Source organism: Sporosarcina sp. OR05, assembly GCF_041414805.1.
GTDB classification, from domain to species: Bacteria; Bacillota; Bacilli; order Bacillales_A; family Planococcaceae; genus Sporosarcina; species Sporosarcina saromensis.
Genome location: NZ_JANKJL010000009.1, coordinates 105,453 through 130,402 on the forward strand (window position 1 = coordinate 105,453; position 24,950 = coordinate 130,402).

General features: G+C 42.1%; 24 protein-coding genes and 1 riboswitch. Of the genes, 11 read left to right on the forward strand and 13 right to left on the reverse strand.

Features of this window, described 5'->3' with window-relative positions; genetic code table 11:
- Positions 1–88: 88 nt before the first annotated feature.
- The 10 genes from NRI27_RS13275 to NRI27_RS13320 form a co-directional block, all read right to left on the reverse strand.
- A complete protein-coding gene (locus NRI27_RS13275; RefSeq protein ID WP_371391129.1) occupies positions 89–4,423 on the reverse strand; it encodes a S8 family serine peptidase in 4,335 nt (1,444 codons plus the stop codon).
- 305 nt (positions 4,424–4,728) lie between these two features.
- Positions 4,729–5,268: a signal peptidase I gene (gene lepB / locus NRI27_RS13280; RefSeq protein WP_371391130.1), complete on the reverse strand. Its 540-nt coding sequence runs from the start codon at positions 5,266–5,268 to the stop codon at positions 4,729–4,731.
- Positions 5,268–5,906, reverse strand: a complete 639-nt coding sequence (locus tag NRI27_RS13285) for a hypothetical protein (protein ID WP_371391131.1) — start codon at positions 5,904–5,906, stop codon at positions 5,268–5,270. The genes lepB and NRI27_RS13285 overlap by 1 nt, the downstream gene beginning before the upstream one ends.
- A gap of 62 nt (positions 5,907–5,968) precedes the next feature.
- The gene (locus tag NRI27_RS13290; protein ID WP_371391132.1) at positions 5,969–6,742 is read right to left on the reverse strand and encodes a hypothetical protein; all 774 of its coding nucleotides are present in this window, start codon (positions 6,740–6,742) and stop codon (positions 5,969–5,971) included.
- Positions 6,743–6,778: 36 nt separating this feature from the next.
- Positions 6,779–7,231, reverse strand: a complete 453-nt coding sequence (locus tag NRI27_RS13295; protein ID WP_371391133.1) for a hypothetical protein — start codon at positions 7,229–7,231, stop codon at positions 6,779–6,781.
- Positions 7,232–7,551: 320 nt separating this feature from the next.
- Entirely contained in the window at positions 7,552–8,193 is a 642-nt protein-coding gene (locus tag NRI27_RS13300) for a response regulator (RefSeq protein ID WP_371391135.1), read from the reverse strand.
- A gap of 185 nt (positions 8,194–8,378) precedes the next feature.
- Positions 8,379–8,462, reverse strand: a riboswitch (cyclic di-GMP riboswitch).
- Between the two features lie 281 nt (positions 8,463–8,743).
- On the reverse strand, positions 8,744–9,394 hold the full coding sequence (locus tag NRI27_RS13305; RefSeq protein WP_371391136.1) for a hypothetical protein: 651 nt from the start codon (positions 9,392–9,394) through the stop codon (positions 8,744–8,746).
- Positions 9,395–9,422: 28 nt separating this feature from the next.
- The gene (gene sipW / locus NRI27_RS13310; protein ID WP_371391138.1) at positions 9,423–10,034 is read right to left on the reverse strand and encodes a signal peptidase I SipW; all 612 of its coding nucleotides are present in this window, start codon (positions 10,032–10,034) and stop codon (positions 9,423–9,425) included.
- Positions 9,982–10,599 (reverse strand): hypothetical protein, encoded by a 618-nt coding sequence (locus NRI27_RS13315; protein ID WP_371391139.1) that lies wholly within the window; start codon positions 10,597–10,599, stop codon positions 9,982–9,984. Before NRI27_RS13315 ends, sipW begins: the two co-directional genes overlap by 53 nt.
- 139 nt (positions 10,600–10,738) lie before the next feature.
- The gene (locus tag NRI27_RS13320) at positions 10,739–11,341 is read right to left on the reverse strand and encodes a TasA family protein (RefSeq protein WP_371391168.1); all 603 of its coding nucleotides are present in this window, start codon (positions 11,339–11,341) and stop codon (positions 10,739–10,741) included.
- A gap of 1,062 nt (positions 11,342–12,403) precedes the next feature.
- On the opposite strand from NRI27_RS13320, the gene NRI27_RS13325 reads away from it, so the two are divergent.
- The 4 genes from NRI27_RS13325 (at position 12,404) to NRI27_RS13340 (ending at position 14,800) form a co-directional block, all read left to right on the forward strand.
- Complete coding sequence (locus NRI27_RS13325) at positions 12,404–13,297, forward strand: hypothetical protein (RefSeq protein ID WP_371391141.1); 894 nt, start codon at positions 12,404–12,406, stop codon at positions 13,295–13,297.
- A 298-nt stretch (positions 13,298–13,595) separates the two neighbouring features.
- Positions 13,596–13,853: a hypothetical protein gene (locus NRI27_RS13330; protein ID WP_371391142.1), complete on the forward strand. Its 258-nt coding sequence runs from the start codon at positions 13,596–13,598 to the stop codon at positions 13,851–13,853.
- Between the two features lie 42 nt (positions 13,854–13,895).
- Entirely contained in the window at positions 13,896–14,516 is a 621-nt protein-coding gene (locus NRI27_RS13335; protein WP_371391143.1) for an HD-GYP domain-containing protein, read from the forward strand.
- Positions 14,513–14,800 carry a hypothetical protein gene (locus NRI27_RS13340; protein ID WP_371391144.1) on the forward strand — a complete coding sequence of 96 codons (288 nt, stop codon included), beginning with the start codon at positions 14,513–14,515 and terminating at the stop codon, positions 14,798–14,800. The genes NRI27_RS13335 and NRI27_RS13340 overlap by 4 nt, the downstream gene beginning before the upstream one ends.
- A 362-nt stretch (positions 14,801–15,162) precedes the next feature.
- Here the strand turns inward: NRI27_RS13340 and NRI27_RS13345 are convergent, their stop codons facing one another.
- A complete protein-coding gene (locus NRI27_RS13345; protein WP_371391145.1) occupies positions 15,163–16,200 on the reverse strand; it encodes an S-layer homology domain-containing protein in 1,038 nt (345 codons plus the stop codon).
- A 266-nt stretch (positions 16,201–16,466) separates the two neighbouring features.
- Here NRI27_RS13345 and NRI27_RS13350 point away from each other — a divergent pair, with 266 nt between their 5' ends.
- From NRI27_RS13350 to NRI27_RS13380, 7 genes are all read left to right on the forward strand, one after another.
- Positions 16,467–18,722: a TOTE conflict system archaeo-eukaryotic primase domain-containing protein gene (locus NRI27_RS13350; RefSeq protein ID WP_371391146.1), complete on the forward strand. Its 2,256-nt coding sequence runs from the start codon at positions 16,467–16,469 to the stop codon at positions 18,720–18,722.
- 413 nt (positions 18,723–19,135) lie between these two features.
- On the forward strand, positions 19,136–19,441 hold the full coding sequence (locus NRI27_RS13355; RefSeq protein WP_371391147.1) for an antibiotic biosynthesis monooxygenase family protein: 306 nt from the start codon (positions 19,136–19,138) through the stop codon (positions 19,439–19,441).
- Positions 19,441–19,800 (forward strand): hypothetical protein, encoded by a 360-nt coding sequence (locus NRI27_RS13360; protein WP_371391148.1) that lies wholly within the window; start codon positions 19,441–19,443, stop codon positions 19,798–19,800. The genes NRI27_RS13355 and NRI27_RS13360 overlap by 1 nt, the downstream gene beginning before the upstream one ends.
- Positions 19,801–19,811: 11 nt before the next feature.
- The gene (locus tag NRI27_RS13365) at positions 19,812–20,474 is read left to right on the forward strand and encodes a cobalamin B12-binding domain-containing protein (protein WP_371391150.1); all 663 of its coding nucleotides are present in this window, start codon (positions 19,812–19,814) and stop codon (positions 20,472–20,474) included.
- Positions 20,461–21,189: an STAS domain-containing protein gene (locus NRI27_RS13370; RefSeq protein ID WP_371391151.1), complete on the forward strand. Its 729-nt coding sequence runs from the start codon at positions 20,461–20,463 to the stop codon at positions 21,187–21,189. The genes NRI27_RS13365 and NRI27_RS13370 overlap by 14 nt, the downstream gene beginning before the upstream one ends.
- 737 nt (positions 21,190–21,926) lie before the next feature.
- Positions 21,927–23,114: a sodium/glutamate symporter gene (gene gltS, locus NRI27_RS13375; protein ID WP_371391152.1), complete on the forward strand. Its 1,188-nt coding sequence runs from the start codon at positions 21,927–21,929 to the stop codon at positions 23,112–23,114.
- Positions 23,115–23,291: 177 nt separating this feature from the next.
- The gene (locus tag NRI27_RS13380) at positions 23,292–24,266 is read left to right on the forward strand and encodes a hypothetical protein (RefSeq protein WP_371391153.1); all 975 of its coding nucleotides are present in this window, start codon (positions 23,292–23,294) and stop codon (positions 24,264–24,266) included.
- A 118-nt stretch (positions 24,267–24,384) separates the two neighbouring features.
- On the opposite strand, the gene NRI27_RS13385 is transcribed toward NRI27_RS13380, so the two are convergent.
- Entirely contained in the window at positions 24,385–24,696 is a 312-nt protein-coding gene (locus NRI27_RS13385) for a type II toxin-antitoxin system RelE/ParE family toxin (RefSeq protein ID WP_371391154.1), read from the reverse strand.
- Positions 24,677–24,835 (reverse strand): hypothetical protein, encoded by a 159-nt coding sequence (locus NRI27_RS13390; RefSeq protein WP_371391155.1) that lies wholly within the window; start codon positions 24,833–24,835, stop codon positions 24,677–24,679. The genes NRI27_RS13385 and NRI27_RS13390 overlap by 20 nt, the downstream gene beginning before the upstream one ends.
- Between the last annotated feature and the right edge of the window lie 115 nt (positions 24,836–24,950).

Sequence of the window (24,950 nt, forward strand, 5' to 3'; positions counted from 1 at the left end):
CTTTCTAGACAGCATTTAAACAATTTCGAATTTTGTCGGGGACAGGCACCAAAACAATTCCGAATTGTGTTGGGGACTGGCACCTTTGTTATTGGACGTTGATGAAAAGTTTGCCTGGTGCGATTTTTTTCGTTTCGTTGCCGAAGATGTCTCTGACTTTGACTTCAATTTGTGCTCCTTCAGCTGCTACACCGAACGGGATTGTCCAGTAGCCTACGTAGTGGCCAGGGCGAACTTCGCGTATCGGAAGTTCAAATGCGTTGCCTCTGCTCAGGCCGACATTTGTAAGTGGCATGTGAACAGAGAACGTTGCCGCAAGACCCGCTTCGCTATCGAACTCAATTTTCACAGTTTGACCAACTGAGACGTACACATCTTCTGCAGGTGTCAAATTGGTAATTGTCAGTTCTTCTGAGAATTTAGCTGAGACCGTTACAGTTTTTGTTTCTTGATTGCCTGCTTCATCTTTTGCAACGACTTTAATGACGTTTTCTCCTTCATCAAGAAGAATGCGCTTCGAGTAAGTTCCTTTATCCGTAACTGTAGCTTTTTGGCCATTGACCGTTACAGATTTCAAGTTTGCATCTGCAACTTTACCTGTTACCGTCACTACTTCGTTTTTTGTTTTGGAACCATTTCTCGGGCTTGTAATTGTGAGAATCGGCTTCTTTGTATCCAACGTAAATGCCACAGGTGCTGACTCGCCTGTTACCCTGCCGTTAATTGTAGAAACGGCTGTAAAGACGTTTTCACCTTCTGTCAGAACAGTCGGGAATGAGAATGCCCCATTATCCCCAACAACTACTGAACTAACATTCTTTCCATTGTTTTTCAATGTAATCGTTGTTGTTGGTGATGCAGTACCTTCAACGACAACATTTGCTTTATTCGTAATTGAACCCGGTGTCGTGATTTGCGGACCAGCTACTTCATAGTCAACACGTGCACGGATCATGTAGTTCCCTTCAGCTGCAGGGGATGGTGCCCACGCCGATCCGACATATTGGTAACTTCTCTTAGCATTCGGACCATTTTCATCCGTTGCAAGACCTGGAGAAGCTGTATTGACTTGTGTTTGAATATAAACCATGTAGAAATCGCCATCGACTGCAATGTTGTGTTCTTGCAAGTTTACGTGAGTCCATCCGCCATCACGCTTCGCTTGCGCTTGGATTGGCCCAGCAATTTTCTTACCTGGAGCACCATTTGCACCTTTTGCATCCCATACTTCAATTGCAAAATTTGTTCCGCCTGGTACTGGCCATTCTGTATCCCAGAATCGGAAAATCCCTTCAGATACGATTCCAGAACTCTTTCCTTCAGGTAGAGACATCTTCACGCCCCAACCATTTCCAGCTTCATAGAATGCACGAGCATTTTCTGCCGTACCATCATCATAAGCAATTACGCCACCAGGATACGTAAAGAATGGTTCGAGAACAATGTTTTTCACAAGTGCTTGAGAACCAAGTGTTATACTCTCTTCTTTACTATGGAAACCGCTTGCAACAATCTTCATTGTGTAGTTACCTGCATACGCAGTCAATGAATAGTTACCGTTTGCATCTGTTACCACAGGCGTAACGTTTGCATCTTCTAGTAACAGAACTGTTGCACCTTCTACTGGGATACCATCAGAAGTAATTGTTCCACTTACTGTTGAGATAGGTGTTTCTTCTAACGTAAAGTTAGCTGTTGTTGTTGCATCTTCGGTAATCGTTACTGTTTGTTCTTGTGATTGGTAACCATAAGCTTCTGCTTTCGCTGTGTATGTTCCCGCTCCAAGCGTTAGGGAATACGAACCGTCAGCTGGGCTTGTATTAACGGAACGATTTGCTTCGAGAATGCTAACTTGAGCACCTAACGGCAACACCGATGGCTGATTTTTCTTCATGTCAACTGAAGGAGAAGCAACTTCCTCTTTCGTCATGACTGGCTGAATTGTTGTTGGATCAATTGGTTTTTCTGTTGCTTCTTTTTCTTTCTCCATTTCAAGTTCTTCTTCTGTAAGTTCTGGTAACTCGATTTTACCTACGGAAGGACTTGCAGGTTGCACTACATCACTTAACGCCACATCGTCAATGTACCAACCAGGTCTAACAACACTACCATCTGAGAATGCGTTAAATCCAATATAGACACGTTGCCCACTATAAGCAGACAAATCGATTTGTCCATTAATCCATCCGTTTGATAAACCTTGCACCTTTTGAAGCTGTGTCCAATTCACCATATCTGTAGAAATCACAATATGACCGTAATCCCACGCTCTTCCAGAACTGGATTGTTCAAAATTGTGCCAGTGTTTGAATTGTAAATATGAATTGCCTTCTGGCAAATCAACCGGAGGCATGACAAGCGTTGCATTCATTCTGCTATCGTAATTTCCTGCTAGATTCGTTGCATACACTTTTTCACCTGAAGCCGCATTTCCTGGGCCTGAAGTTGGAACACCCCATTGCCAAGAGTTATTGTCTCCAAATGATTGCCAACCAGCCGGTGCATTTTCAAAATCCTCAAAATACCCAACGGTAATGCCTTCATTCACAGCAACGACGTATTCATCAGTTGTCACTTCATTGTTACCAAAATCGCTAATGACCCATTTGTATTTGAATTCAGGACCGACTACTTGATCCCCTGAAATGGATACGCCATATACTCCAGATTTGTAATCTCCGGATTTACGTGGAGCTTCAACCGTTTGCCACGCACCTTCACCGTCAACATACTGGAAGTTGACAGAAGAAACGCTAATGTTATCACTCACTTGAATTGATAAGTCTAAATCCATACCAGCAAATGTCTCTGCAGGTGCAGTGTGTTCGTATACTGGAGCTTCAGAATCCTCACCGTCTTTCGTTACTTGACCACTGAGTTTTCCAAGCCCACTTGCAATTGCCGAAACTGCTGCATGTGCATCGACAAGCCCGTAACCGTAACCATGGTTAGGTGTCGTAGGATATTGACTATCCGTTAAAGGAATTGCCGTATCTAACAAAATTTGCTCCATTTCATCTACTGTAATATTGGCATTTGCTTGGCGAAGCATCGCCGCTACTGCCGATACAGCTGGTCCTGCCATCGACGTACCATTCCATCCACCTTCATAGCCGCCACCCGGCACAGAAGAACGAATGTTTACGCCGGGTGCTGAAATATCGGGTTTAATCTCCCCATAAGGTGATGGACCCCGTAATGAGAAGCTTCCTACCTTATTGTTAATGTCTGTTGCACCCGTAGCAAAAGACTCTGGATAGTTTGCTGGATTTGCAACTGATCCTGGGCCACCTGGGTTTGACAACGTCGTATTCCCTGCAGAGAATTCAGGGAAAATTTCCGCTGCACGCCAGTTTCTAACGACGTCACGGTACCACTCATCTAAACCGCGGCCGCCACCCCATGAGTTGTTAACAACGTCAGGTGCTAAATCGACACGCGCATTCCCATTTGCATCAGTTGGTGCTAGAATCCATTGTGCTGCTGCTAGTAAATCACGGTCTGTTCCACCATTGGCTGTAAATGCTTTTACTGCAATCCATTTCGCACCAGGAGCTACTCCGACTTGGTTTGACCCATTCGGCTCACTACCGACCATCGTGCCCGTAACGTGTGTCCCGTGCCCATGATCGTCATACGCTGCAGAACGACCTGCAGTCGCATCGAACCAGTTATAATTATGATCGACTTGCCCAGTTACTGCATTGTATCCACGGTACTTCTCTTTTAAGGCAGGGTGATCCCATTGAACGCCCGTATCGATACTCGCAACGACAGTACCAGTTCCATCAAAGCCCATCGCCCATGCTTGAGGGGCTTTCACACGCTCAACGTTCCATTCAACGTTTGCGATTCCAGAAGTAGGCGCTGTTGCATTTGCAGATTTCGTTGTGAATAGCTGACGTGTTTCATTCGGAAGAACTTTTGCAACTTCAGAGAATGAAGCAACCTTTTCAGCAACTTCCTTCGTAGCTGTAACAGCTATCCCATTGACGATATAATAGGGAGTAATTTCTTTTACAAATCCTTCTTCCATTTGCTTTTCAAGGAATTCTTTCACATCTTCCTGCGTTTCAAGCGAAGTTGCTTTCAACTCAGAAACAACAGCAGAACGAACCATCAACTCTGTCTTTGCAGCTGATAGACTCGCTTTTCCTGCATCCATTTTCGCTTGAGCCGCAACTTTTTCTGTATCAGCTTGTTCTTTAAATTTGATTAAGAACGTTACCATTTCTTCATCTTTAAAACTGTCTAGTAAAGTATTGCTCACTTTATTCTTTGAAACTGATGAAGATTCCTTGAAAGATTGGTGCAATTTGTTCGTTTGTTCTGCGCTTACCATTCCAGGTGTAAGTATCGAGAACACCATTAGGAACGTCATCGCAATGCTAAAAATCCTACTTCTACTGCGCTTTTTCCTCAACTTCCATTCCTCCCTTTCTTGTAAAAGACGATGCATGTTGCACAAAAACTAACCCCATCACCCCTTTCAAAATTGCTTAGGTAGTATAATGGCGTCTCCATGGCGTCTACTAATATGTGTAAATACCATTTACCTTCGAGTTGTTTAGCAAATACCGACTACTCATTGTTTATAGTTGAACAAGCCCTTAAAACACACAAAACCACTGTATGTCAGGACTTGTCGGGATATTCATTTCGGAAAATATTAACGAGCAAAACTACAAAATACTATGTTTTCTTATATGCCAGCATTCCCTTTTCACACTAAAACTCAAATGGGAATAGCGAGAAGAGCATTTCGCCTTTTATGCGCTCTTTTGGAATAAAACCAAACTCCACATTTCGACTGTCCAAGCTTTCACCTGGCGTCCGATTATCCCCGACGACAAAATACGCACCTTCTGGTACAGTCACTAGCGCCATGTCGTTCGGAACACCCATTGCATAGTCCTCTTCAAGCATTTGTCCATTTACGTATAGATGACCATTATTAATTTCCACCGTATCATTCGGCATAGCAATAATGCGTTTGATGACATCAAAGCCATTGACATCTTCAAATTGAATAATGTCGTTTAGCTCAGGTGAATAAAGTAGGTTACTCGTCACAATAATCGTCCGATCTTGAATTGTGGGTGCCATAGAATTTCCACTTATGACTGTAATACCGATTGCAAAGCGGAAGATAAAAAATATTGCCGCGATGAAAAGCAGAAACTTCAACCAACTAAGGACGCTTTCTCGTGATGTACCTCGTTCATTCGCACGATCTGTCGTCTTCGCTTCCATTTCAATCATATGCATTATTGGTCACCATCCTTTGCTTCGCTGATTTCATTTTCAGCATCTTCACTTGGGTCGGGCTCGGGACTTGGCTCAGGATTTGGTTCAGAAACAGGATCTTTTTCAGAGACTGGGTCTTCAACTGGTTGCCCTTCAGCTTCAGGCGGGCTTTCCGATATCGGACCATCTTTTGAAGCGCTATTTGCCATCACTTGTTCCATCTTACTGACGGCATTTTGAAAAATACTTTCCAATTCATGTACCACGTAGTTTTCTTCTTCGGTGTTATCAACCGAAAACTGTTGAATAAGTGCATCGGTATAGCTTCGTAATGCTGCTGTCCGTTTTGTCTTTTCATCTTCCGTAAATGTTTGAAGTCGTTCATTTGCCGATTGAATTTCCGATTGCAGCTCTTCTTTTAAGCGTTCCATTTGAAACTCACGTTCTGTATCAATTGTGCCTTTGATATCTTCAATCGCGTTTCCTCTTTGTGTATCAAACCAACTTGTCAATAGAGATTGAACATCTTGACTAGCAAACGTAATTGATACACTGCTGCCAATAATTCCGATTAAAAGAACAGCTCCAATGAGGAACTTTGCTACTTCCACACGACTTTTCTTCTTTCTTCTCCGTTTACGCGCCTCTCTTTTATCCACAGCACACCCTCCAAACGTAAATAGTAGGACCCACAACGGGGCGGGCCCTACTTAGTTGTTAATTATTCATTGATTCCTGAAACGACATCGTCCAATGCTGTTATAGCTGCAGCTTCGAGTTCAGCTGCTTTTGCTTCAATTAAAGCTTCTTGAGCGGCTACTAAATCTCCAATAATTCCATGAATTTCGTCGAATACATCTTCAATTTTTTGATCAACATGTAGTTTCAAGCTGTTGACAGTGCTTGCTTTTTCTGTTTCCACCTGAGCTGTAATTGCACTTTTCGCGTTTGCAATCGCTTGCCCTAGATCTGCAACCGCCTGCTCTTTTACTGCATTTAGTTGTGTCGTTACTTCTTCAATTGCCGCTGTCCCTTTAGTACCTGTATAGCTCGTCAAGTCAGCGCGTGCAGCTTGAAGTGCTCTATCACCGGCTTCTTGTATCCGTAGGTATTCTCGTTGATGAACAGCATCAAACTGTTGTTCCATCCCTTCCAATATTTGAGCTTTGGCAGCACCGAGACTGTCGAGATGGCTTTGTTTAGCATTATTAATTGCAGCTGAAGATTCACCGATTTCAAAGTTTTTAGCAAAGTCGATACTCTCCCCAGCACCCGCTTTCATCCCATTGTAATCATCCAATAAATCATCCCGTTGATCCATCACGTATTGATCGATTGAATCCGTAACTTCAGCGGAAGCATTGTTAAAGATACCGCTATACCAAGTTTTTAGTGCTCCTCCTGCATCCGTATTCGCAAATGCTAGCCCAATTCCAGATAGTAACCCTACTGAGATGGCACCAGCAGCCATTTTCTTTTTCACTGTCATTTTCAAATTCATTTCCTCCTTAAATGTTTAGGTTTTTTCACTTTACTGTTTTGTTGTGTCTTCAGCGCTCTTTTCACGTAAGAGCTCTTCTAAAATAGCGAATGCACTGTTTTCAATCTCTTTTTCTGTCTTCATCATCTCTTGCTCAATGTTCAGTAATTCTTTTTCCAAGAGTGTTGCTTCAGTTTCTGCAAGTCGAGTGACGTAATCTTCTTTATACTTCTCAATGTCTGCTTTAGCAGTTGTCGAAGTCGTCAGAACGATTTCCTCAATTCCCTTTCCAATTCCAACGAGGTACTGCTTTTTTCGGTTCTCAATAGACACTTCTAATGAAATAAGACCGGTTTGTACTTCGTCAGACACTTGTCCAACTACGCGCTGAAATTGTCGGTTATACCAATCTAGCAATGACATATTTGCAGTCGCATGTGCATAAATTGAAGTACCTACGAACAGAAAGCTGCAAATACATAGAGCAATTACAAGTTTTCTCACAATCACCATCCCCCCGCTTAATTCCGTAATGTGACAATTTTCTATTGAAATTCACAATACGTTAGCCCCCACCTAGAACTACAATTCACAAGTCTTGTACAAGAGCTTTTTTCACCTGTTTCCAGTATAAAATCTATTCATTCCCAATTCCTCCCTCGTAAGGATACTCTTCACTTATCCATTGGAGACTCATACGTAGCCTTTCGAGTATTTTCTTCTACTACTTTTGAATAACAACGTATACTTATGAACCGGTTCATCGCTAAAAACTTTTAAATAAAAAAACCAAATCCAGTATTTCCGGATTTGGTTTCTGAATCTTAATTCACAACATAGCGGACAAGCCCTTTCGCGTTTGCATAAAGCGCAGCTTGCGTCCGATCGGAAAGATTTAATTTCGCCAAAATCTGACTGACATGCTTTTTAACTGTGTACTCAGTCACAAATAGGATCTCTGAAATTTCTTTGTTGGAGAGTCCTTTGCCTAATTCAATTAACACTTCAACTTCTTTTCGTGTTAATGTTTCAACTTGGCGGGAAGCCGTTGGAGACTTTCGTGTTTTCAATAGGAAGTCAAAGAATTTTTGATCATAATAGTTTCTGCCGTTACTGATCATGCGTAAAGCAAGAACCAACTCTTCCGGCAAAGATTCTTTTAAAATGTACCCCGATATCCCTAAGTTTTTCGCTTGTTTAAAATCTTCTTCAGAAGATGAAGAAGAGAGAACGACAAATTCGCAAACGACTCCTTGCCTTCTCGCCTCAACAATGACATCTAACCCTGATTCCATTCCTAATTCCAAATCGACAATGACAATGTCGGGATGCAACGTAGTTAACAGATTAATGGCCTCCAGACGATTGGCTGCCTCTCCGACCAACTTTAAAGATTGCTCGTTACCAAGAATGGACGCTAAACCCGCTCTTATTAACGGATGATCATCTACAATTACAACATTCATACACCGACAACCCCTCTTATCATTATTGGTTTCATTTAAGTTTTCATGTCGTAGTTGTGTAGGTTCAACGTGCGATTACTAGTATATTACTGTGTCAATGATAAGTGTTTACTTACGATGCCAAAGCTTGTACACTTCCTCCTCTCAACAAAATAAAAACCTAACTAAATCGGATGACGGTCCGATATTAATCAGGTCGGTTGCACCAATTACTCCATACGTCCCAGGTGCCCACATAAGGAACGCACTTCACAGTCTCCTCGTATTCACTTACTTCTACTCCTATTCTACAGCATACTCTGGCAATAAAATGTCAAAACGCGCGGCAATCAACATACTATTTTTAACACTTCTTACCTTTTCATGTCACCAAAAGTCGAAACAATCACCTATAGATTCGACAATATAAATCAGTTCATTCAGAATTGTTCCGGGGACAGGCACCGGTTTTATAGGTCTTACATCCCAACAGACACCACCCCTCTAAAGAGAGGAAAGCTGCCAAGGCATAGGTGGGTGCTTTGGCAGCTTGGATCGTTGATAAATGTGTTTATACCGGTTTCATTCGGTTGTATTGGCGCATGATAATAAGGGTTGCAGTGAGTAGACATAGCCCAGTTATAAGAAGGTAGATGGTGTTCGTGAGAGAGAAAGGAAACGTAGGTAGTGTTTGCGATATTCCACTACTCCCAATCAGTCCTTCTGTCATCGTATGGACTACTAGATTGCCTTGCCCTTCTGCTACAAATTGGAATGTAAATGCTGCTTCGAGTCCTTGATAATCGTTTCCAAGGTGCTCTGGAAAACGAATGACCATTTCGAGCGATTCTTCGCTTCCGCTTACTAGCTTTCTAGACGGAATTGCGTCGAAATCAGTCATTTTCCCTTCATACAAAGTATGATCTCCAGCTTTTATTTCAAGTACTAACGCATTAAACAGTTTAGGATCCCCTGTATTTTGAACGCGCACTGAATAGTCAAAGTCTTGGATACCAACGTTTTGCACGGTCACCGTCCGAGGTGCCCAATCACCAGGTTTCATATTCTCAACTTGGAATAAGGGGGCCCCTCCTGGAGAGATGTTAATATCAACATCTTGTTGCGCAGGTGCTCCCTCAGCCTCTGCGTCTATGACTGGTAAAGAAAAGTACAATAACCCGATCATGAATATGACAACGAACGAGATTCGAATTGACTTCATCAACCTTATGCCTCCTTGAGCGACTGCGTTAAGACGAGCGATTTCCGCTTTCTTCGCCGACTACTGTCGCTTGCTTTTTCTGAGGCAACTCGATTTGGGCAAACACTCTCCACAGCGTCACGACAGAATGAATGAGTAACAAAAACCCTGGAATTAATAACAGTAGAGCACCATTTTTAGACTGTGCAAAGTTGACGAAGTAGCCAACGTACGGGATTGTAAATCCTGTATATTGTGCGACCACGTTTTCAGACAGTACCGGATTCATATCTTCCGCGTTATTATTGTCACCTTTTGTCCGAAATAATACCGTATCCCCACTATTCACAACCTCGGTAATTCTGTGTGTTATTAGCATTTCTTCAGTCTCTCGGAACGTAATGACGTCACCAACTTGGAGCTTTGTTGCATCCACGTCTAAATTTACAGCAATAATCGAACCTGTTTGAATGCCTGGCTCCATCGACCCGGAAAGCACGGTTTTTAATTGGTAACCGAAAAACTGCGGCTCGCCACCTGATATTTTCGTAATGACCACCGCGGAAGCGACTGTTAGTAACAACACCATTAATATCCCTGTAAGCAGATTATTGATCCACTTCATCATTATTTTCGTTTTCGACGTCTTTCTCGCTCTCATTTGTCTCGACCTCCGATTTATTTTCTATGTCCATTTCAGCGTTTTCATCTTGTGAATCTACGCGATCTACAACTTGACCTGTTTCATCTGTTTGTTTTCCTTGATCATTGGAAGATCCTTCATCAAGCGTTTCTTCTTGAACTTGTTGCTCACTACCTTCCACCTTGACCTCCCCAGCCATCATTTCTTCATCATTTTCATTCACATCTTCCGTGCTCTCATCGCTCAACTCTTCACTTTCTACCTCTTCAGTCGTTTGGCCATCACCTTCGCACCCAGTGGTAGTCGATTCGTCCTCTTCGGTAGATGCTTCTTCCGCACTTTCGCCTTCAAGACTAGTTTCCACATCGTCATCTTCAATAACATTGCCACACTCGTCTACTATTTCCCAAACGCCGGCGTTAATGGATTGACTAACAACAGATTGACTTGTGAATTCTGCATTCGTATGAGATGAGAAATAAGTGATAAGGTAAAGGGATAAGTAACAAATGAATGCAATTTTCAAGTTAAAAAGCAGCGTTTTGGCATCTCTTTTATACCTACGTCTTCGGTTACTTTTCAATCTCACACCACCTTTTTACGCTGTTGAAGTGATTTAGTTTACAGCTATTTCTCCAGCTATACGCTCGTTATAGCAAGAGAAATAGATATAAAATTTACTAAAAAGGAGGAGAAGTGCTCCCCTCCTTTGGAATAAAAGCTTATTTTGCTGTTCCAGCTGTTTGCTTCGCATCGAACGTCCACTCAAGTTGTAAAGAATCTCCTTGGAACACGTTTTGATCTTTCCCATTGTCAACAAACTCGAACTTAACCGTTAAGCTATCAGACGTTTTTGCCTTAAGTCCGTCCTGCTCTCCACCCAAGATCCAGCCAAGTAAATCTCTATCGACAACATCCGATTTACTTAAATCTTTTAGCGTGGTTTCATGGACAACTTCTGTCTTTTTATCTTTATTAATAATAAACAGCACTTTAATATGCTCCCCGAAGTCCGCACCCGCATTATTGCCATTTGCATCAGTCACTGTATACTTCGACGTTAAGAATACTTTTGACACATCCAAGCTTCCAACATTGTTCAGGGTGAAGTTACGTAACATTGTATCGCCTGGTTTAATGTTCGTGACGTCGATAATCGCATTAGCTGTATCATTCCCCTTAACGTTAATATCAAGTGTACCTGCTGCGAAACTGCTGTTGTTCACTTCCACATCATTGAAATAGGCATACGTGCCGCCACCAATCATACTGACTGCCAATGCACCTGTTGCGATTCCCATTGCTAATTTCTTTTTAAGACTCATCATTGATTATTTCCTCCTATTAGGTGATTTAGTTTGTAACACATCGTTCCACTACCATTTCGAAGTTTACAAATTTCAACGCTTGTAAATTCGCTACCTTGCACCAATTTCATAGTTCTGCGACTGTTTCACGGTGATTTTTCAGTAATCTTGGGTATTTAGTCAGTAAAAGTTCTAGTCTGTAAAATACTTAGTTGGAAGATTGGTCATTCTAACGAGCAGCCAGGCAAACAATCAACATATTTCGAAAGGTTCATTTTCCCAATTTATACGTTTCTTTTTACAGACCATCTCCCCCTCTTGACTATGCTTGTAGAACTATGAAAGTGGAACTGTTTTTAGTATATACAGAGCATAAGATCTCTACTTCCCTCTTAAGAACACTCTTTCATTCAGGCCGCATTGTCAAAAAGAATACGATTCATCTTACACTTTCGTACCACATTTCATTCATAAGTGGCATTTTTCGGATGTATGCTTGAATTTTTATGCGGTGATTTAGGTTATAGATCTTGTTACCTACATCTTAGCAAAATAAAAATACTGCCAATGCATCTTTAATCGCCTTGGCAGTAAGTCTACTGGTGTTTATGAGAATGAACGGAATCCGTTAGGTACAGGTATTATTGAAACAATCCATTCTAAGTCCGTGAATAAGCCAACTTTCAAGTTTAATGTAAATCAATCATTGCTAATGCTTTGATTTCACCAATTTACCGGTAGTTACGTTCTTTATCAATTTTTGCGAATAAAATGAGGTCCTTTATACGCATAGATGCCGCGTGGGCTAGATTGCTTTTAGTTTGACAATATATCGAGCGTGGCACCTCTTAAATTAAATACCTTCTTCGTAATCTGACCGAGTATATGTATGCAATCGTACATCCTTCCTAACTGACTATGCGGTTCAAATTCATGGTATATACTTCATCTTTAAATGATGAGCTAGAGATAAATAGGACAAATATTTAGGTACTTACCACTATAAAATCAATAATATTTATTACTTTTAACATCTAAAGTGCTATACTATCAAAGACGATTTGAATAGGAGGAATTCAATTGAGAAAACCATTTCGTGTAACGAAGCTTGTCTCTTCTTTCGTGTTGTCAGCAGGATTACTTTTCAGTAGTATCCAACCACTTACCGCTGAAGCTGCGAGTGTAAAAGAAGAACAACAAGTAGAACAAACAACTAAATACACGTACAAGGTGATGAAAGTTTTACGTGTCAGCCTTGGCGTGGACAAGCATTCTACTGTGAAAGATGACGAGATTGCTAGTATGAACAAAGCAGAAGTGATGGATCGGTATCTTTCATCTCAAGGAAAGAAATTGAAAGGGAATGAGGTGCGGAAAGCTGTTGATTTAATTTTCAACATCGATTTGGATTTCATTTCAAAACAAGGAATTGGAACAACGGTATCTTCGTATGATGCTGTTGTCATGGAAATCCTTCGTCTTGACTTGGGATTAGAAAGAGATGACATTTCACGTGATCAAGACATTATGGCGATGAAAAAAAATCACGTGATGGACCGTTACAGCAAAATGTTTGGGTACAAGCTTTCTGGACCTGAATACCGTGTTTTAATCAATCAAATATACGGGGTAAACTTGGACGGTATCGCAAATTTGGAACACGCTCAAGTCGCAATCTATTCAAAGGGTCAATGGATTTTAAAAAGCGATAAGGATTTAATCATCCTCCGTTCCAGCCTGGACGATGTTGAAGTGTTCGTCGCACCGACTGACTACTATACTGCCCTAACCGGCTCAACTGAACTTCCAGCATCGCTAATTTTAAAGTTAGCAAGCATGGGCTTCACTTATGACGAGTCAACAAACGCATACTACTACGCCAACCCAACAGGTGAATCCATCCCGGACGCCTTTAAAGGCCAAACCCTCGGCACCATCGTAGGAACCATCGCAAACGAATTCCCAAAACAATAAACATCCACTAGGAAAATGAGCAAAGCACCCATCTAATTTCAGTATGTTCGAAATTGTCTGGGTGCCTGTCCCCCAAACAATTTACGTGCGTAATTCTTTCTACCTATTCATAAATCTCTTCACCATAGATTTTCTCTTCAATCAGATAAATATAGTACTTAACTCCCCTGAATTGTATTGACAATAGTTCGAATTCAGTTGTAAAATAAATTTATAATTCTATTCTTCAAATAATATATTTCTAGAAAAAATACAACTACGTTCTTCTAAATAGGCACGCTCGGAAATGGAGGACATTATGAAAATAAGTCGAAGAAACTATCGTGATACAGTCATTATGAAGAATATAGAAGTTTCATTAGTTTCTTCGGGAGATGGCACAGAAGTCATTCACCACAAGTTATACGAAGGAGCGAGGTGGGCGATGGCGCCAGCTGATGGATGGACGGCCTTAGAGCATGTGACGATGCTTACAGAAACACTTATTTACCATGGGTCTGACGGCGATGTCATCTTGCAACAAGGCGATTCCGTTAGTGCGAGCCCAGTGAAATAGCATGCTCTTTTCACCGCTGCCACAGATGTTGAGTTCATCTATGTGACATCACAGCCGCAATTTCATTTTTACAGTAGTTCGGTTAAAGACATGATGGATTTAGCGATACGCGTGGAAGAAAAAGATGGCTATACAGCGGATCATTGCAATCGTATAAAAGAAATTTCTATGATGATCGGAAAGCGGATGGGCTTGACGGCAAACGAGCTTTTCATCTTAAATTTAGCGGCTTTCCTCCATGATATAGGTAAAATTAAGGTGCCGATAGAAGTGTTGAATAAACCCTCGAAGTTAACGGATGAAGAGTTTGAGATGATTAAGAAGCATACGACGTGGGGAAAAGAAATCTTACTAGCAACCAATCAAGAGGATTTGAAATTTGCTGCAGATATTGTTGAACAGCATCATGAACGTTTTGATGGGAAAGGCTATCCAAACGGTCTGGCAAATACTGCAATCCGCATTGAAGCAGCCATTATTACTGTCGTCGATGCTTTTGACGCAATGACGTCAGATCGTGTATATCGGAAAGGACTAGACATTGACGAAGCTTTTGAGGAGCTAATTTCCAATAAAGGAACGATGTTCAATCCGCTAGTCGTGGATACATTTTTGTCATTAAGAGAAGACATCATCTCGTTAAAGGAGGTGATGAACACATGAAGAAATTAGCTATCGTCCTCGGTCTTGCGATAATCGGTCAATCGTTGTTTTCGGGCGCTGCGAGTGCAGCTTACCTTGCAAGCTCTGACAAGAAAATCTCAATTTCAACAGGACTTAATCTGCAACTGCCAATTACGTTGGGACAAGAATCTTTTGAACTACAAGAAGCAATCCATCACCAATTGACGGAGTCTACTGGACTTGAAGTCGACCACTATTACTATTGGGTGGAAGTGGATGGTCAATCTGTCATTGCCATCGATCCTGCAAAAGTTATGTACTAATTCGTCATTTATACGAAGTACCGCACACGCGGTGCTTTTTTTGTACTTTTTTTTTACGCGGACGTGTATTTATTTTATCAGAATATACGCAATTAATTTGGTGCCTGTCCCCAAAAAGATTCAAAATCTTTCCGGGGACAGGCACCGATTATTTAGAAAGTTACCAAGTTGCAACTGATGAAGTTTGTTATAAATTTTACAGACCAAAAGTTAAGGTGTATCTAGGAGGAGGAATGTCTTCCAAATAATGAAAATCTCTCACCAACAACACCCCACCTAACATTTTAATAACAAAAATCCAATCATAAAAAGTGCGATTGGATTTTTGTTATTATTTTTTTGTGTGTTCTTCTCAGATGCAATTATTGTAATTCATAAAGTATGTCTAGAGGATGATTGCCGTTTGGTTTAATGTAGAATTTATAGCCGTTTATTACGACAGGCTTCTTGGTTTGGCGCACTTTTTTTACCGTGTCTATAAACTGTTGCCTTGTTATGTTCATGCCGCTACTGATTATTGCGTTTTCAGCGCTCAGTGTAACTGAATTTGCAAAATCAGAGTAATTAACATTAACGGGAAATCCCTTTTTTAATGCTTGATATGGTTTATAGCTCGGTAGTCCATCTAAGAGTTTTGCACCAAATTCATCATACCAAGCTCCATCGTAACCTTTCAGGAATACAAATCCTTTAATGTTCACATATTCTTCTTGGAGTATTGGGTAGCCATAGTCTTCCGTATATGATTTCCGGAATACCCACTTTTCCCCTTCAATCACGTCCAAAAATTTGCTAATAGCTTTTACCGTTGTCCAACGACTTCCTTCAGCTTTCGGCGCAAATACTCCACCCGTGTAATATTCAATTAAATCATAATGGTAGACGCGTGCAACAGACGTTCGAGCATATGCGCCAATTCTAGATCGATCCGCAAAATCTAAAACGTATTCTTTTGTGAAGTCCCCATTTAACTGTAAAGCTCGATCTAACATCACCGCAATTTCTTCTCTTAGGACGGGTTCAGTTGGCTTTATCGTTCCATCATCAAAACCTTTAATGATACCTGCAGCATATGCTCTGCTGACACCGTCATAGAGAGCTGAACTTTTAGCTAAATCCTTAAATGAGCTTTCAGCTTCTGGTAAATCAAGCGCTCGTGCAAGAAATGTTGCAAATTCCCCTCTCGTCACTTCCTTGTGCATTTTAAATGTACCATCTCCGTAGCCAGATATTACGCCTCTCTCCACTAACTTACGGATTGGAGAGTGTTCTTCATATAAAAAATCACCAACATCCTTAAATGGAGATTTATTTACAGACGCTTGCGTTTCCGGGGGGATAGTTAGCATCAACAGCATAGCCATGACAATTACAAATAGCAACCGCTTCCCATTTTTCAACAATCAACATCCTCTCTACCTGCATTTTTTTGGCATTAATGATATCAAAGATGACTAGAATATTAGGAAATATTTCATATTAATGCATAAATCTATAATACCACAATTCAACCATTATTTGTATTTGATTAATAAAATTCAAACACCTTTGACAAGCAATCAAAAATATATGAAAATACAAGTAAATTACAAAACGACTAGTATACAAGCGTCTATTTGCGCTTTATTCCAATACATTTGACTTCCCCTACTTATGAGGTGATTCCTTGAATACAACGAAAAACGATACTCAACTCTCTGACGACTATGAAAAAGTAGTTCTTGAAAATGCATATTTGAAGCAAATGATTCATCATTTATTGCCAACAGTTCAATTGCGACCGCCTGAAGAAATCGTGACGAATGCATCCGAACCGGCTGAAAAAATCCGTTTGTTTAAGGAGCTATTCATCGGAAGAACGGATGTCTTTGCGAGAAGATGGGCGTCGAGTGACGGCAAAGTAGGCTACTCACCTGTCGTGTCGAATGGGAAATATGTTCCTTTAACGAATCAAGTCATTTACGATCATTTGCGAGGAGAACATGTCATTGGCGTATATCCCATGCTGTCAGGGGATACATGCCGCTTTTTCGTGGTGGATTTTGATAAAGGGGATTGGCAAAAGGATGTTTCGGCATTTGTGGCTATTTGCAATGAAGTGTTCCTTCCATGCTATATTGAAAAATCACGCTCCGGCAATGGCGCGCACGTATGGATGTTTTTTGCCGAAGCGCTTCCAGCTGTTCTTGCTCGCAAACTCGGGAATGCGTTATTGAAAAAGACGCAGACTCGCACTTCAACATCACTTTCCTCGTACGACCGTTTTTTTCCCAGTCAAGACCATTTATCCGCCTCAGAAGGGTTAGGGAACTTAATTGCACTCCCATTGCAACAGCATGCACGCATACAGGGAAACAGCGAATTTGTCACCTCTACATTTGATCCGATAGACGATCAATGGGCTTATTTATGCTCAGTCATTAAAATCGATAATAACCTAGTACGAAATGCTTTATATGTACTTGGTGCACCTGCGCCTGAACTCTTTGTGAATGAACAACCCGTTACCATTACGGCTGTCAGAAAGAATGGCATCCATTTTGCATTAGACCACTTATCCGAAGCGATGCTGAACCAATTAAAATCGTTGGCGACTTTTGGCAATCCAGAATACCATAAAGCGAAAGCAAAACGGTTGTCCACACAACACCTTTCTGCACGAATTGAATGTTTTGATGTAACAGAAAAGCACCTTATTCTTCCTCGTGGGACAGAAAGGGCAATTCGTGATTGGATTGCTTCGACGGATTATTCGATCGTTTGGCAAGATGAAAGGTATGCAGGTACGCTCTTTGAGACAGAGTTTATGGGCCAATTAACAACGCAACAACAAGATGCTATGGATCAATTCATGAAAAATGAATGTGGCGTACTGGCGGCAACGACCGGTTTCGGGAAAACTGTAACGGCTGCGGCGTTAATTGCGGAGCGGAAGGTCAACACACTCATCATCGTGAATCGAAAACAGCTACAAAGCCAGTGGATCGAACAGTTAGCCACTTTATTAAGCATTCCCAAAAAGGCAATTGGTCAAATTGGTGGCGGTAAGCAGACGGGCACTGGCAAGCTTGATGTCGCAACCGTCCAAACGTTAACAGCTAATGGCATAAGCCCACTCATTACACAATACGGACAAGTAATCATCGACGAATGCCATCATGTGTCAGCCTATACGAATGAGCAATTGTTGAAGATGGTACGCGCAAAATATGTGTACGGATTAACGGCCACCCCTTCCCGGAAAGATGGGTTGCATCCGATCATTCACATGCAATGCGGCCCAATTGTCTATAAAACACATGCCAAAACGCAAGCACTCATCCGTCCGTTCCATCATGTGTTAAAAGAGCGTTTCACCTCCTATCAAACAACTTCTTCTACGATGCCTTCAATTTACAATGAGTTAGCTGGTAATGAAAGACGCAATCAAATCATTTTCAACGATGTGCTGCTCGCTTTGGAAGACGGATTCACGCCGTTAGTTTTGACGGAACGAGTGAGTCATGTAAAAACATTGGCAGACATGTTTAAAGGATTTGCAAAGAACGTTGTCGCGCTTTCAGGAAACCTTTCGAAGAAGAAACAAGCAGAAACGTTGCAAAAGATCAACGAGCTGCCGCCTCAAGAGGAACTTGTCATAATCGCGACAGGGAAATACATCGGAGAAGGTTTTGACTGTGCAAGACTCAGCGCTCTGTTTCTCACAATGCCCTTCGCATCAACGGAAATGCTCACACAATACGTTGGACGGCTCCACCGCCAACATGACGAAAAACAGGAAGTCCGGGTGTACGACTACATTGACCGGAAAGTCCCCGTGCTGCTCAACATGTCCCATAAACGTATGAAAGGCTATAAACAATTAGGCTACATACGAGAAACAGACCAATCAAGTACAGCTGAGCAACTGCAACTCTTCTAACAGTCGATAGAAATTAACTCGTACGTAGAAAATCTTATCTTCCCTAAATCTCTATACACGAATAAACACCTTAGAAAGCATGAAGGCATCTCCTCCTTCATGCTTCTTTCGTAATGTAGAGTTCACTATCGGAGTACTGGCATCTAAACATTTTAGTTTATTCATAATTGTTTTGGGGACTGGCACCGTTTTTATGTTCCTTTTGCACTACTTCCTACAACACACCTTTCTCCATTCGTATAGCCGAGTAACTTCTACCAACACAATTCAAACCATTCGAAATTGTTCCGGGGACAGTCACCACATTTTCATACCTTTAGTCCTATCCGCCTCTCCGCCACTTTCTTCCATTAGTATGGTACACTGAATCTATGGAATTTTGTATTTTTAGTAGACACTTAAAGGAGCTTGCCATGTATATCGTTAATTCCACTTTTCAGGTTCCACCTGAGAAGGCTGACGAAGTGATTCGCATTTATAACAATCGTTCGAAGCGGGTGGATCGGGCGGAGGGGTTTCTCTCTTTTCAATTGCTACAAAATCAAAAGCGGCCCGGTGAGCTCGTTGTCCATATGGAATGGGAGACGAGGGAGCACTATTTGCAATGGGCACGAAGCGAGGAATTCAAGGAAATCCATGAACTGGAGAAGAAATACCCTGACCAAGAGCTCGCATCGATCATTCCGAAAGTTTCTCAATACAAGGTGGTGTCTACCTGATGAATATAGACTCGAAAGACCAAGTTGTTGAGGAGATCGTCCACCAGATTTATGAAGCATATCCTTGGCTCGTTGAGAAATTCGGTGAGAACGGGCGAAAACGCACAGCGGAGGACAATTATCATCACCTCGACCATTTGGAAATCGCTTTTCAGATGAATGACGCTCAATTTTTCATTGATTATACGAAATGGTTGGACGGAGTGTTGACGAGCAGAAATGTAAGCAGGGCTTTAATTGTCGATAACTTTCAACGTCTGCAACACGTTCTTCCTGGCAAATTGGATAGCGATCGGGAAACAGCTTATTTGCATTACCTAGCCGAAGCCCTTACAATTCTACGGCAACTAGACGTTTGAGGAGGAATTGAATGACGGAACATGCCATCCAACTCGCGCAAAAGTTTTTACACGGAGATGAGCAAAATGCCCTCTCCTTCATCCATACAGTTTTAGCGAACAACGATCGACTGTCGCTTTACGAAGACTTGATTACACCTGCAATGATTCATATCGGCAAGCTATGGGAACGCAACGAAATTACAGTTGCGGATGAACACTTGGCAACTGCGATCTGTGATTATATTATTTCATATGTTGAATTTAAATCGGCAGCGATGGATGCGGCCAGCAATCGAAAAGTGATGCTATTCGGAGTGGAAGGCGAAGAGCATTACATTGGGTTGAAGATGGCGACGTCTGTCTTTCAGGAGTTCGGCTGGAAAGTTCGTTATTTAGGGCCAAACTTGCCGCTTCGCCACGCAGAAACGGCGGTTAATGCGTGGCAACCTGACGTTGTCGCCATGTCAGCCGCACTTTCATATCGCTTGCCAATGCTCCGTAAATCCGTTGAGGTGCTTGCGAGTGTTGCACACAAGCCTACTATTTTAATTGGCGGTCGGATGTCGCCACACGCAAAATTTGAAGATGTAGCGGCTCCTGGACAAGTCGTCGTCCTACAAAACTTACGGGATCTTCATGCGTGGCTACAGCACACAGGTAAAGGAGCAGTTACTGAAAATGTCATTTCCTAATTCCGCTTTTCCATTGCCCATGTACGCCATTAATCAACACTTAGAGATCGTGCAAATGAATCAAGCTGCCCTTAACACGTTGACGATTGGGACAAGCTTATTGGACATTATTGAACCGGAAAGCCGGTCTAAACTCTTGAAGCATCTCGAACAATTCCAGACGATTAAGGCGCTCGAAATGAATATCATTTCAAAAACAAACGACATCCAACTTGCGGATCTGTATGTTTCTTGGACAGATGAGACAATTGGTGAAGTCATTATTGTTCCAAAGGACGAAGCGGTTCGGAAAGTGAGTGAGCAATTGGGGCGGCTACGTCATCGACTGACAGAAACCAACTTTGAATTGTTGCAAGCGAAGGAAACAGCAGAGGAATTGTTACAAGAAAACATTAGACTTTCTTCTCCTTTCATTGAACTGACTCAAACAGTTGGCCTCATTCCAATTTTCGGCCCTCTCGATGAACAAAAGTCTGAAAATATTGCCGCTACCGTTTCTAACCGGGCATATAAATCCGATGCTGATACCGTCATCATCGACTTCACGGCTGTCGGGGAGATTGAACAAGGTGGATTGAACGGCTTCCAAAAACTTGTTCATATTATGCAGCTTCTAGGTTTTACAATGCTTGTCGTTGGGCTCCATCCCGAACACGTAAAGAAATGGAGTGCATTGGAGTTCACTGCTGATGTTCGTTTCTTAAAGTCCCTATGACTAGCCCTTGACAGCGTTTTAACTACACCTGTCCGTTAACATACCCTGTTATTACAGAAACTACTTGAATGCACAAGCGAGGATGGCGACGAAAAATCGTCCCATCCTCTCTTTTTTGCAGCACTTTGCATCTCCACAACCGCCACACATTTCCACATCCCCATAAAACTCCAGCTACATCTTTGACACCCAAAACTTGAAAAACCTTGCAACTGCAACGCGCACAGCACTTTTTACCACATGCAAAAATGCGTACTATTTTACATTTCAAATCATTTCAAATTGTTTTGGGGACTGGCACCGTTTTCATCCACCTTATGCACTACTCCCCGCAATCTACCACGCCTCATTGTCGGTATCGGAAAAGCACCATCAGAACGATTCAAATCATTCTAAATCGTTCCGGGGACAGGCACCGTTTTTCTCCCTCTTTAGCCCCACTCCCCTTTCCCACCACAAAAACTAGTGCTTCATCTTTATTTTCGACAAATTTCTCACGTTTTGGGTGAAAATCTGTTAAGGTAGATACTGTTGTTATTGTATGCGCATGTCTTTCCCATTTCTGTTTGAACTTAGACTCAAGACAACTTAGATGCGTTTTAACAGCTTCCTATTACCGATACATAGGAACGTTCTTTTCATACGGCTTCGTTGACAGTACTGGATCTATGTACAACCTAGTAGCCGTGCAGATAAGAATAGAGGTCGCTCTCTATTTAAAGGAAAGGTGAATATGCATGATTGAAATTAACCAAATTACTACGTTATTTTTAGCCGCAGCAGTCTACTTGCTTGGTACTGCACTCGTTCATCGAATTGGGATTTTAGATCGATTTCTGATTCCTGCACCCGTTGTCGGCGGTCTTTTATTTGCCATTTTGGCGCTCGTTTTACAATCCACAGGCATCGTGGAAATTTCCTTGGACACGTCGTTACAGTCCTTGTTCATGATTGCTTTTTTCACGACGGTCGGACTAGGCGCGAGTTTCAAGCTGATTAAACTCGGCGGAAAACTGCTCGTCATCTATTTGTTACTGTGCGGCGTAACCGTTTTCATGCAAAATGTGATCGGCGTCTCACTCGCTAAAGTCTTTCATATAGACCCATTACTCGGCGTCATGAGTGGCGCTGTGTCCATGAGTGGCGGACACGGCGGTGCTGCAGCGTACGGCCAAACGATTGAAGAACTCGGAATTTCTTCTGCTGTGACGATCGGGATGGCGGCTGCTACGCTCGGACTCATTTGCGGGAGCCTTTCTGGTGGTCCGATTTCTCGGCATTTAATTGGCAAGTACAATTTGAAGCCAAAAGAAGGCAACGTAGAAGAGTATGTCGAGCAAGACGAAAAGCCGATCGGCCAGCATTCATTCATGGTGCAAGTCGCAATGATTACGTTGTCGATGGCTGGTGGTACGTTGATCGGTGATCTCTTCACAGAAGCGACTGGCTTTGTATTACCTGCGTACATCGGAGCCATGTTCGTCGCGGTTCTTGTTCGAAATATCGTCGACCGCTTCCTTCCAGGTACCGTCAATATGAAGGAAATTAATCTAATCGGAGATGTTTCACTCGCCATCTTCTTATCCATGGCACTCATGAGCATCAAACTTTGGGAAGTCGCAGGTCTTGCACTTCCACTCGTCGGTATCATCATCATTCAAGTGGCATTCATCGTTGTTTTCGCGGTATTCGTCATGTTCCGTGCACTCGGCAAAGACTATGATGCCGCGGTGATGATTGCTGGTTTCCTCGGCCACGGCCTCGGTGCGACGCCAAACGCGATGGCCAATATGGGCGCTACTGTTAATAAATTCGGACCTTCCCGTACAGCATTTCTCGTCGTACCGATTGTCGGCGCGTTTCTAATGGACGTTATTTTTAGCGCCCCAATCATTATTACGACAATTAATTTCTTTGCTCCATAAACGATTCAAAGGAAAGCCAGCTCGCTTTGCTACTTCAGACAGGATCTGTCCAGAAGTCAGCTATAGAGAGCTGGCTATTTTTTATTCGTCACCGTACAAGGTACAATGGAACATAATAGACAGACAACTCACGCATACATTACATGAAAATACCGTGCGTTTAAAGGAGGTAAAAACGTGGAAAAGCTGAAAGAACTTGCAGGAATGGCGATCATAACGGTACTCTTCACCCTTTTCACAATCGCACTTGTGTCCGCGTACATAGAAGAATACAACTTATTCAAAGCAGAGCCCGTAACCGTAAAAACTGTGGAGAAAGTAGGCGCAAAAGGCTTATATGGTCCCCCTTCCTATTATGTTCGTGTGGAATTGCCAAATGGAGAAGAGGCTCCTTACTTGAATCGAATTTCCAAGCAGCAAATGAAAGACTTCCAAGTGGGTGATGAAGTTTCAGGCTATTCATTGCGCCCATCCGATTTTTCCACACTGCGAGATTTCATTTTCGACAGCATCTTTTACTTGGCCGGTATCTTAATTGTCGGCGGATTGGCCTTCTGTTGCTGGGTCGCGCTAATCCTCACCATTCCATGTAAGCAATCAAAACAAAAGACGCTATCAAACAAGCAAAAGAAACGAGAACGCAAACGTTGGAAGAAGTTAAATCGCAAGAAAAAAGGTAGTGGCTGGGGCATTGTAGGCGGCATCATTGCATTCTTTCTGCTGTTCCTCATTCATCCACTATGGAATCTGCTCATGAAGCTCCTACCATTCGGCAAAACCCAAACCGAAGCGCTCGTCCTCGATCGGGATTCATATGTCACATACAGAAAACACGAAGATTCTTCGTATGAACTGACCCTTTCCTTTCAAGACGATGCAGGGCAATCTGTTCAAGTCATTAAAGACGTAACACGCAATACGTACCATCAGTACAACTCCGGTGACGCAGTACCCATCACGTTCCGCAATGCAAATCCGTATGATGTGTTCATCCAAAACACGACATTTTGGGACCTCTTTCAGCTAGCGTCGACATGGCAAGCCTATCTCTATTTCTCCATTATCGCGCTTACCGTGTTTGTTGGGCGAATCTATTGGCGAGATTATAGAAAGAAAAATTCACAGACACAAGACAAACAAAAATCCAGGTAGCTCCGTTTGGGAGGAACCTGGATTTTTTGCATGCGCTTATGTGAAGGTCATTTAGTAAGGGATATAAAAAAGAACAGACCTTTAACAACTGCCTAGACCCGTTCATCACTTTTCATTTTTAATGGATCCCTAATAGATTGACGTAATCCCTTGCTCCATTCAGCACTCTATACACTACAACCTTGTTGTCAATCAACCGATAAAAGGCTATGTAGGAGTCGATAATCATCATACGAAATTCATAAGCTGCAAGCGATTGTTCCATTAGTTTTACACCTAATTTAGGAAATACCTCAAGCTGTTGTAGAGAGTTTATGATTTTCGCAAGCATGTGTTCTGTAGCATCCATATTTTCTAGCAAGATGTAATCAAAGCTATCATTTAAATCTTCATATGCCGCAGGAAGGAGTTCAATTTGGGTACTTTCCATTTATTTTATTCCTTAAATTTACTTCTACATCCCTTAATGAGATACCTTTTTCTCCTGTTAGACGTTGCTCTTCCGCCAACAGCAACTTTTCTTTTAAATCCAATAGAGCTTCTCTTCGTTCATAAGCGGGAATGCTCATGACTACGAGACCTCCTTCACTATTTTTTAGACGTTTAATGTGCAACTTTTGAGATGGACCCATAATCGTTACGAAGTGTTGTAGATGATTTGATAATCAAAAACATAACCTCCTC

What these genes read in the sequence shown, in the direction of transcription:
- NRI27_RS13305 (WP_371391136.1), bottom strand. Translation starts at nt 9,394, where the DNA reads ATGAAGTCAATTCGAATCTCGTTCGTTGTCATATTCATGATCGGGTTA.
- NRI27_RS13390 (WP_371391155.1), bottom strand. Translation starts at nt 24,835, where the DNA reads ATGAGCATTCCCGCTTATGAACGAAGAGAAGCTCTATTGGATTTAAAA.
- NRI27_RS13355 (WP_371391147.1), top strand. Translation starts at nt 19,136, where the DNA reads ATGTATATCGTTAATTCCACTTTTCAGGTTCCACCTGAGAAGGCTGAC.
- NRI27_RS13300 (WP_371391135.1), bottom strand. Translation starts at nt 8,193, where the DNA reads ATGAATGTTGTAATTGTAGATGATCATCCGTTAATAAGAGCGGGTTTA.
- lepB (WP_371391130.1), bottom strand. Translation starts at nt 5,268, where the DNA reads ATGCATATGATTGAAATGGAAGCGAAGACGACAGATCGTGCGAATGAA.
- gltS (WP_371391152.1), top strand. Translation starts at nt 21,927, where the DNA reads ATGATTGAAATTAACCAAATTACTACGTTATTTTTAGCCGCAGCAGTC.
- sipW (WP_371391138.1), bottom strand. Translation starts at nt 10,034, where the DNA reads ATGAGAGCGAGAAAGACGTCGAAAACGAAAATAATGATGAAGTGGATC.
- NRI27_RS13360 (WP_371391148.1), top strand. Translation starts at nt 19,441, where the DNA reads ATGAATATAGACTCGAAAGACCAAGTTGTTGAGGAGATCGTCCACCAG.
- NRI27_RS13340 (WP_371391144.1), top strand. Translation starts at nt 14,513, where the DNA reads ATGAAGAAATTAGCTATCGTCCTCGGTCTTGCGATAATCGGTCAATCG.
- NRI27_RS13385 (WP_371391154.1), bottom strand. Translation starts at nt 24,696, where the DNA reads ATGGAAAGTACCCAAATTGAACTCCTTCCTGCGGCATATGAAGATTTA.
- NRI27_RS13330 (WP_371391142.1), top strand. Translation starts at nt 13,596, where the DNA reads ATGAAAATAAGTCGAAGAAACTATCGTGATACAGTCATTATGAAGAAT.
- NRI27_RS13320 (WP_371391168.1), bottom strand. Translation starts at nt 11,341, where the DNA reads ATGAGTCTTAAAAAGAAATTAGCAATGGGAATCGCAACAGGTGCATTG.
- NRI27_RS13365 (WP_371391150.1), top strand. Translation starts at nt 19,812, where the DNA reads ATGACGGAACATGCCATCCAACTCGCGCAAAAGTTTTTACACGGAGAT.
- NRI27_RS13370 (WP_371391151.1), top strand. Translation starts at nt 20,461, where the DNA reads ATGTCATTTCCTAATTCCGCTTTTCCATTGCCCATGTACGCCATTAAT.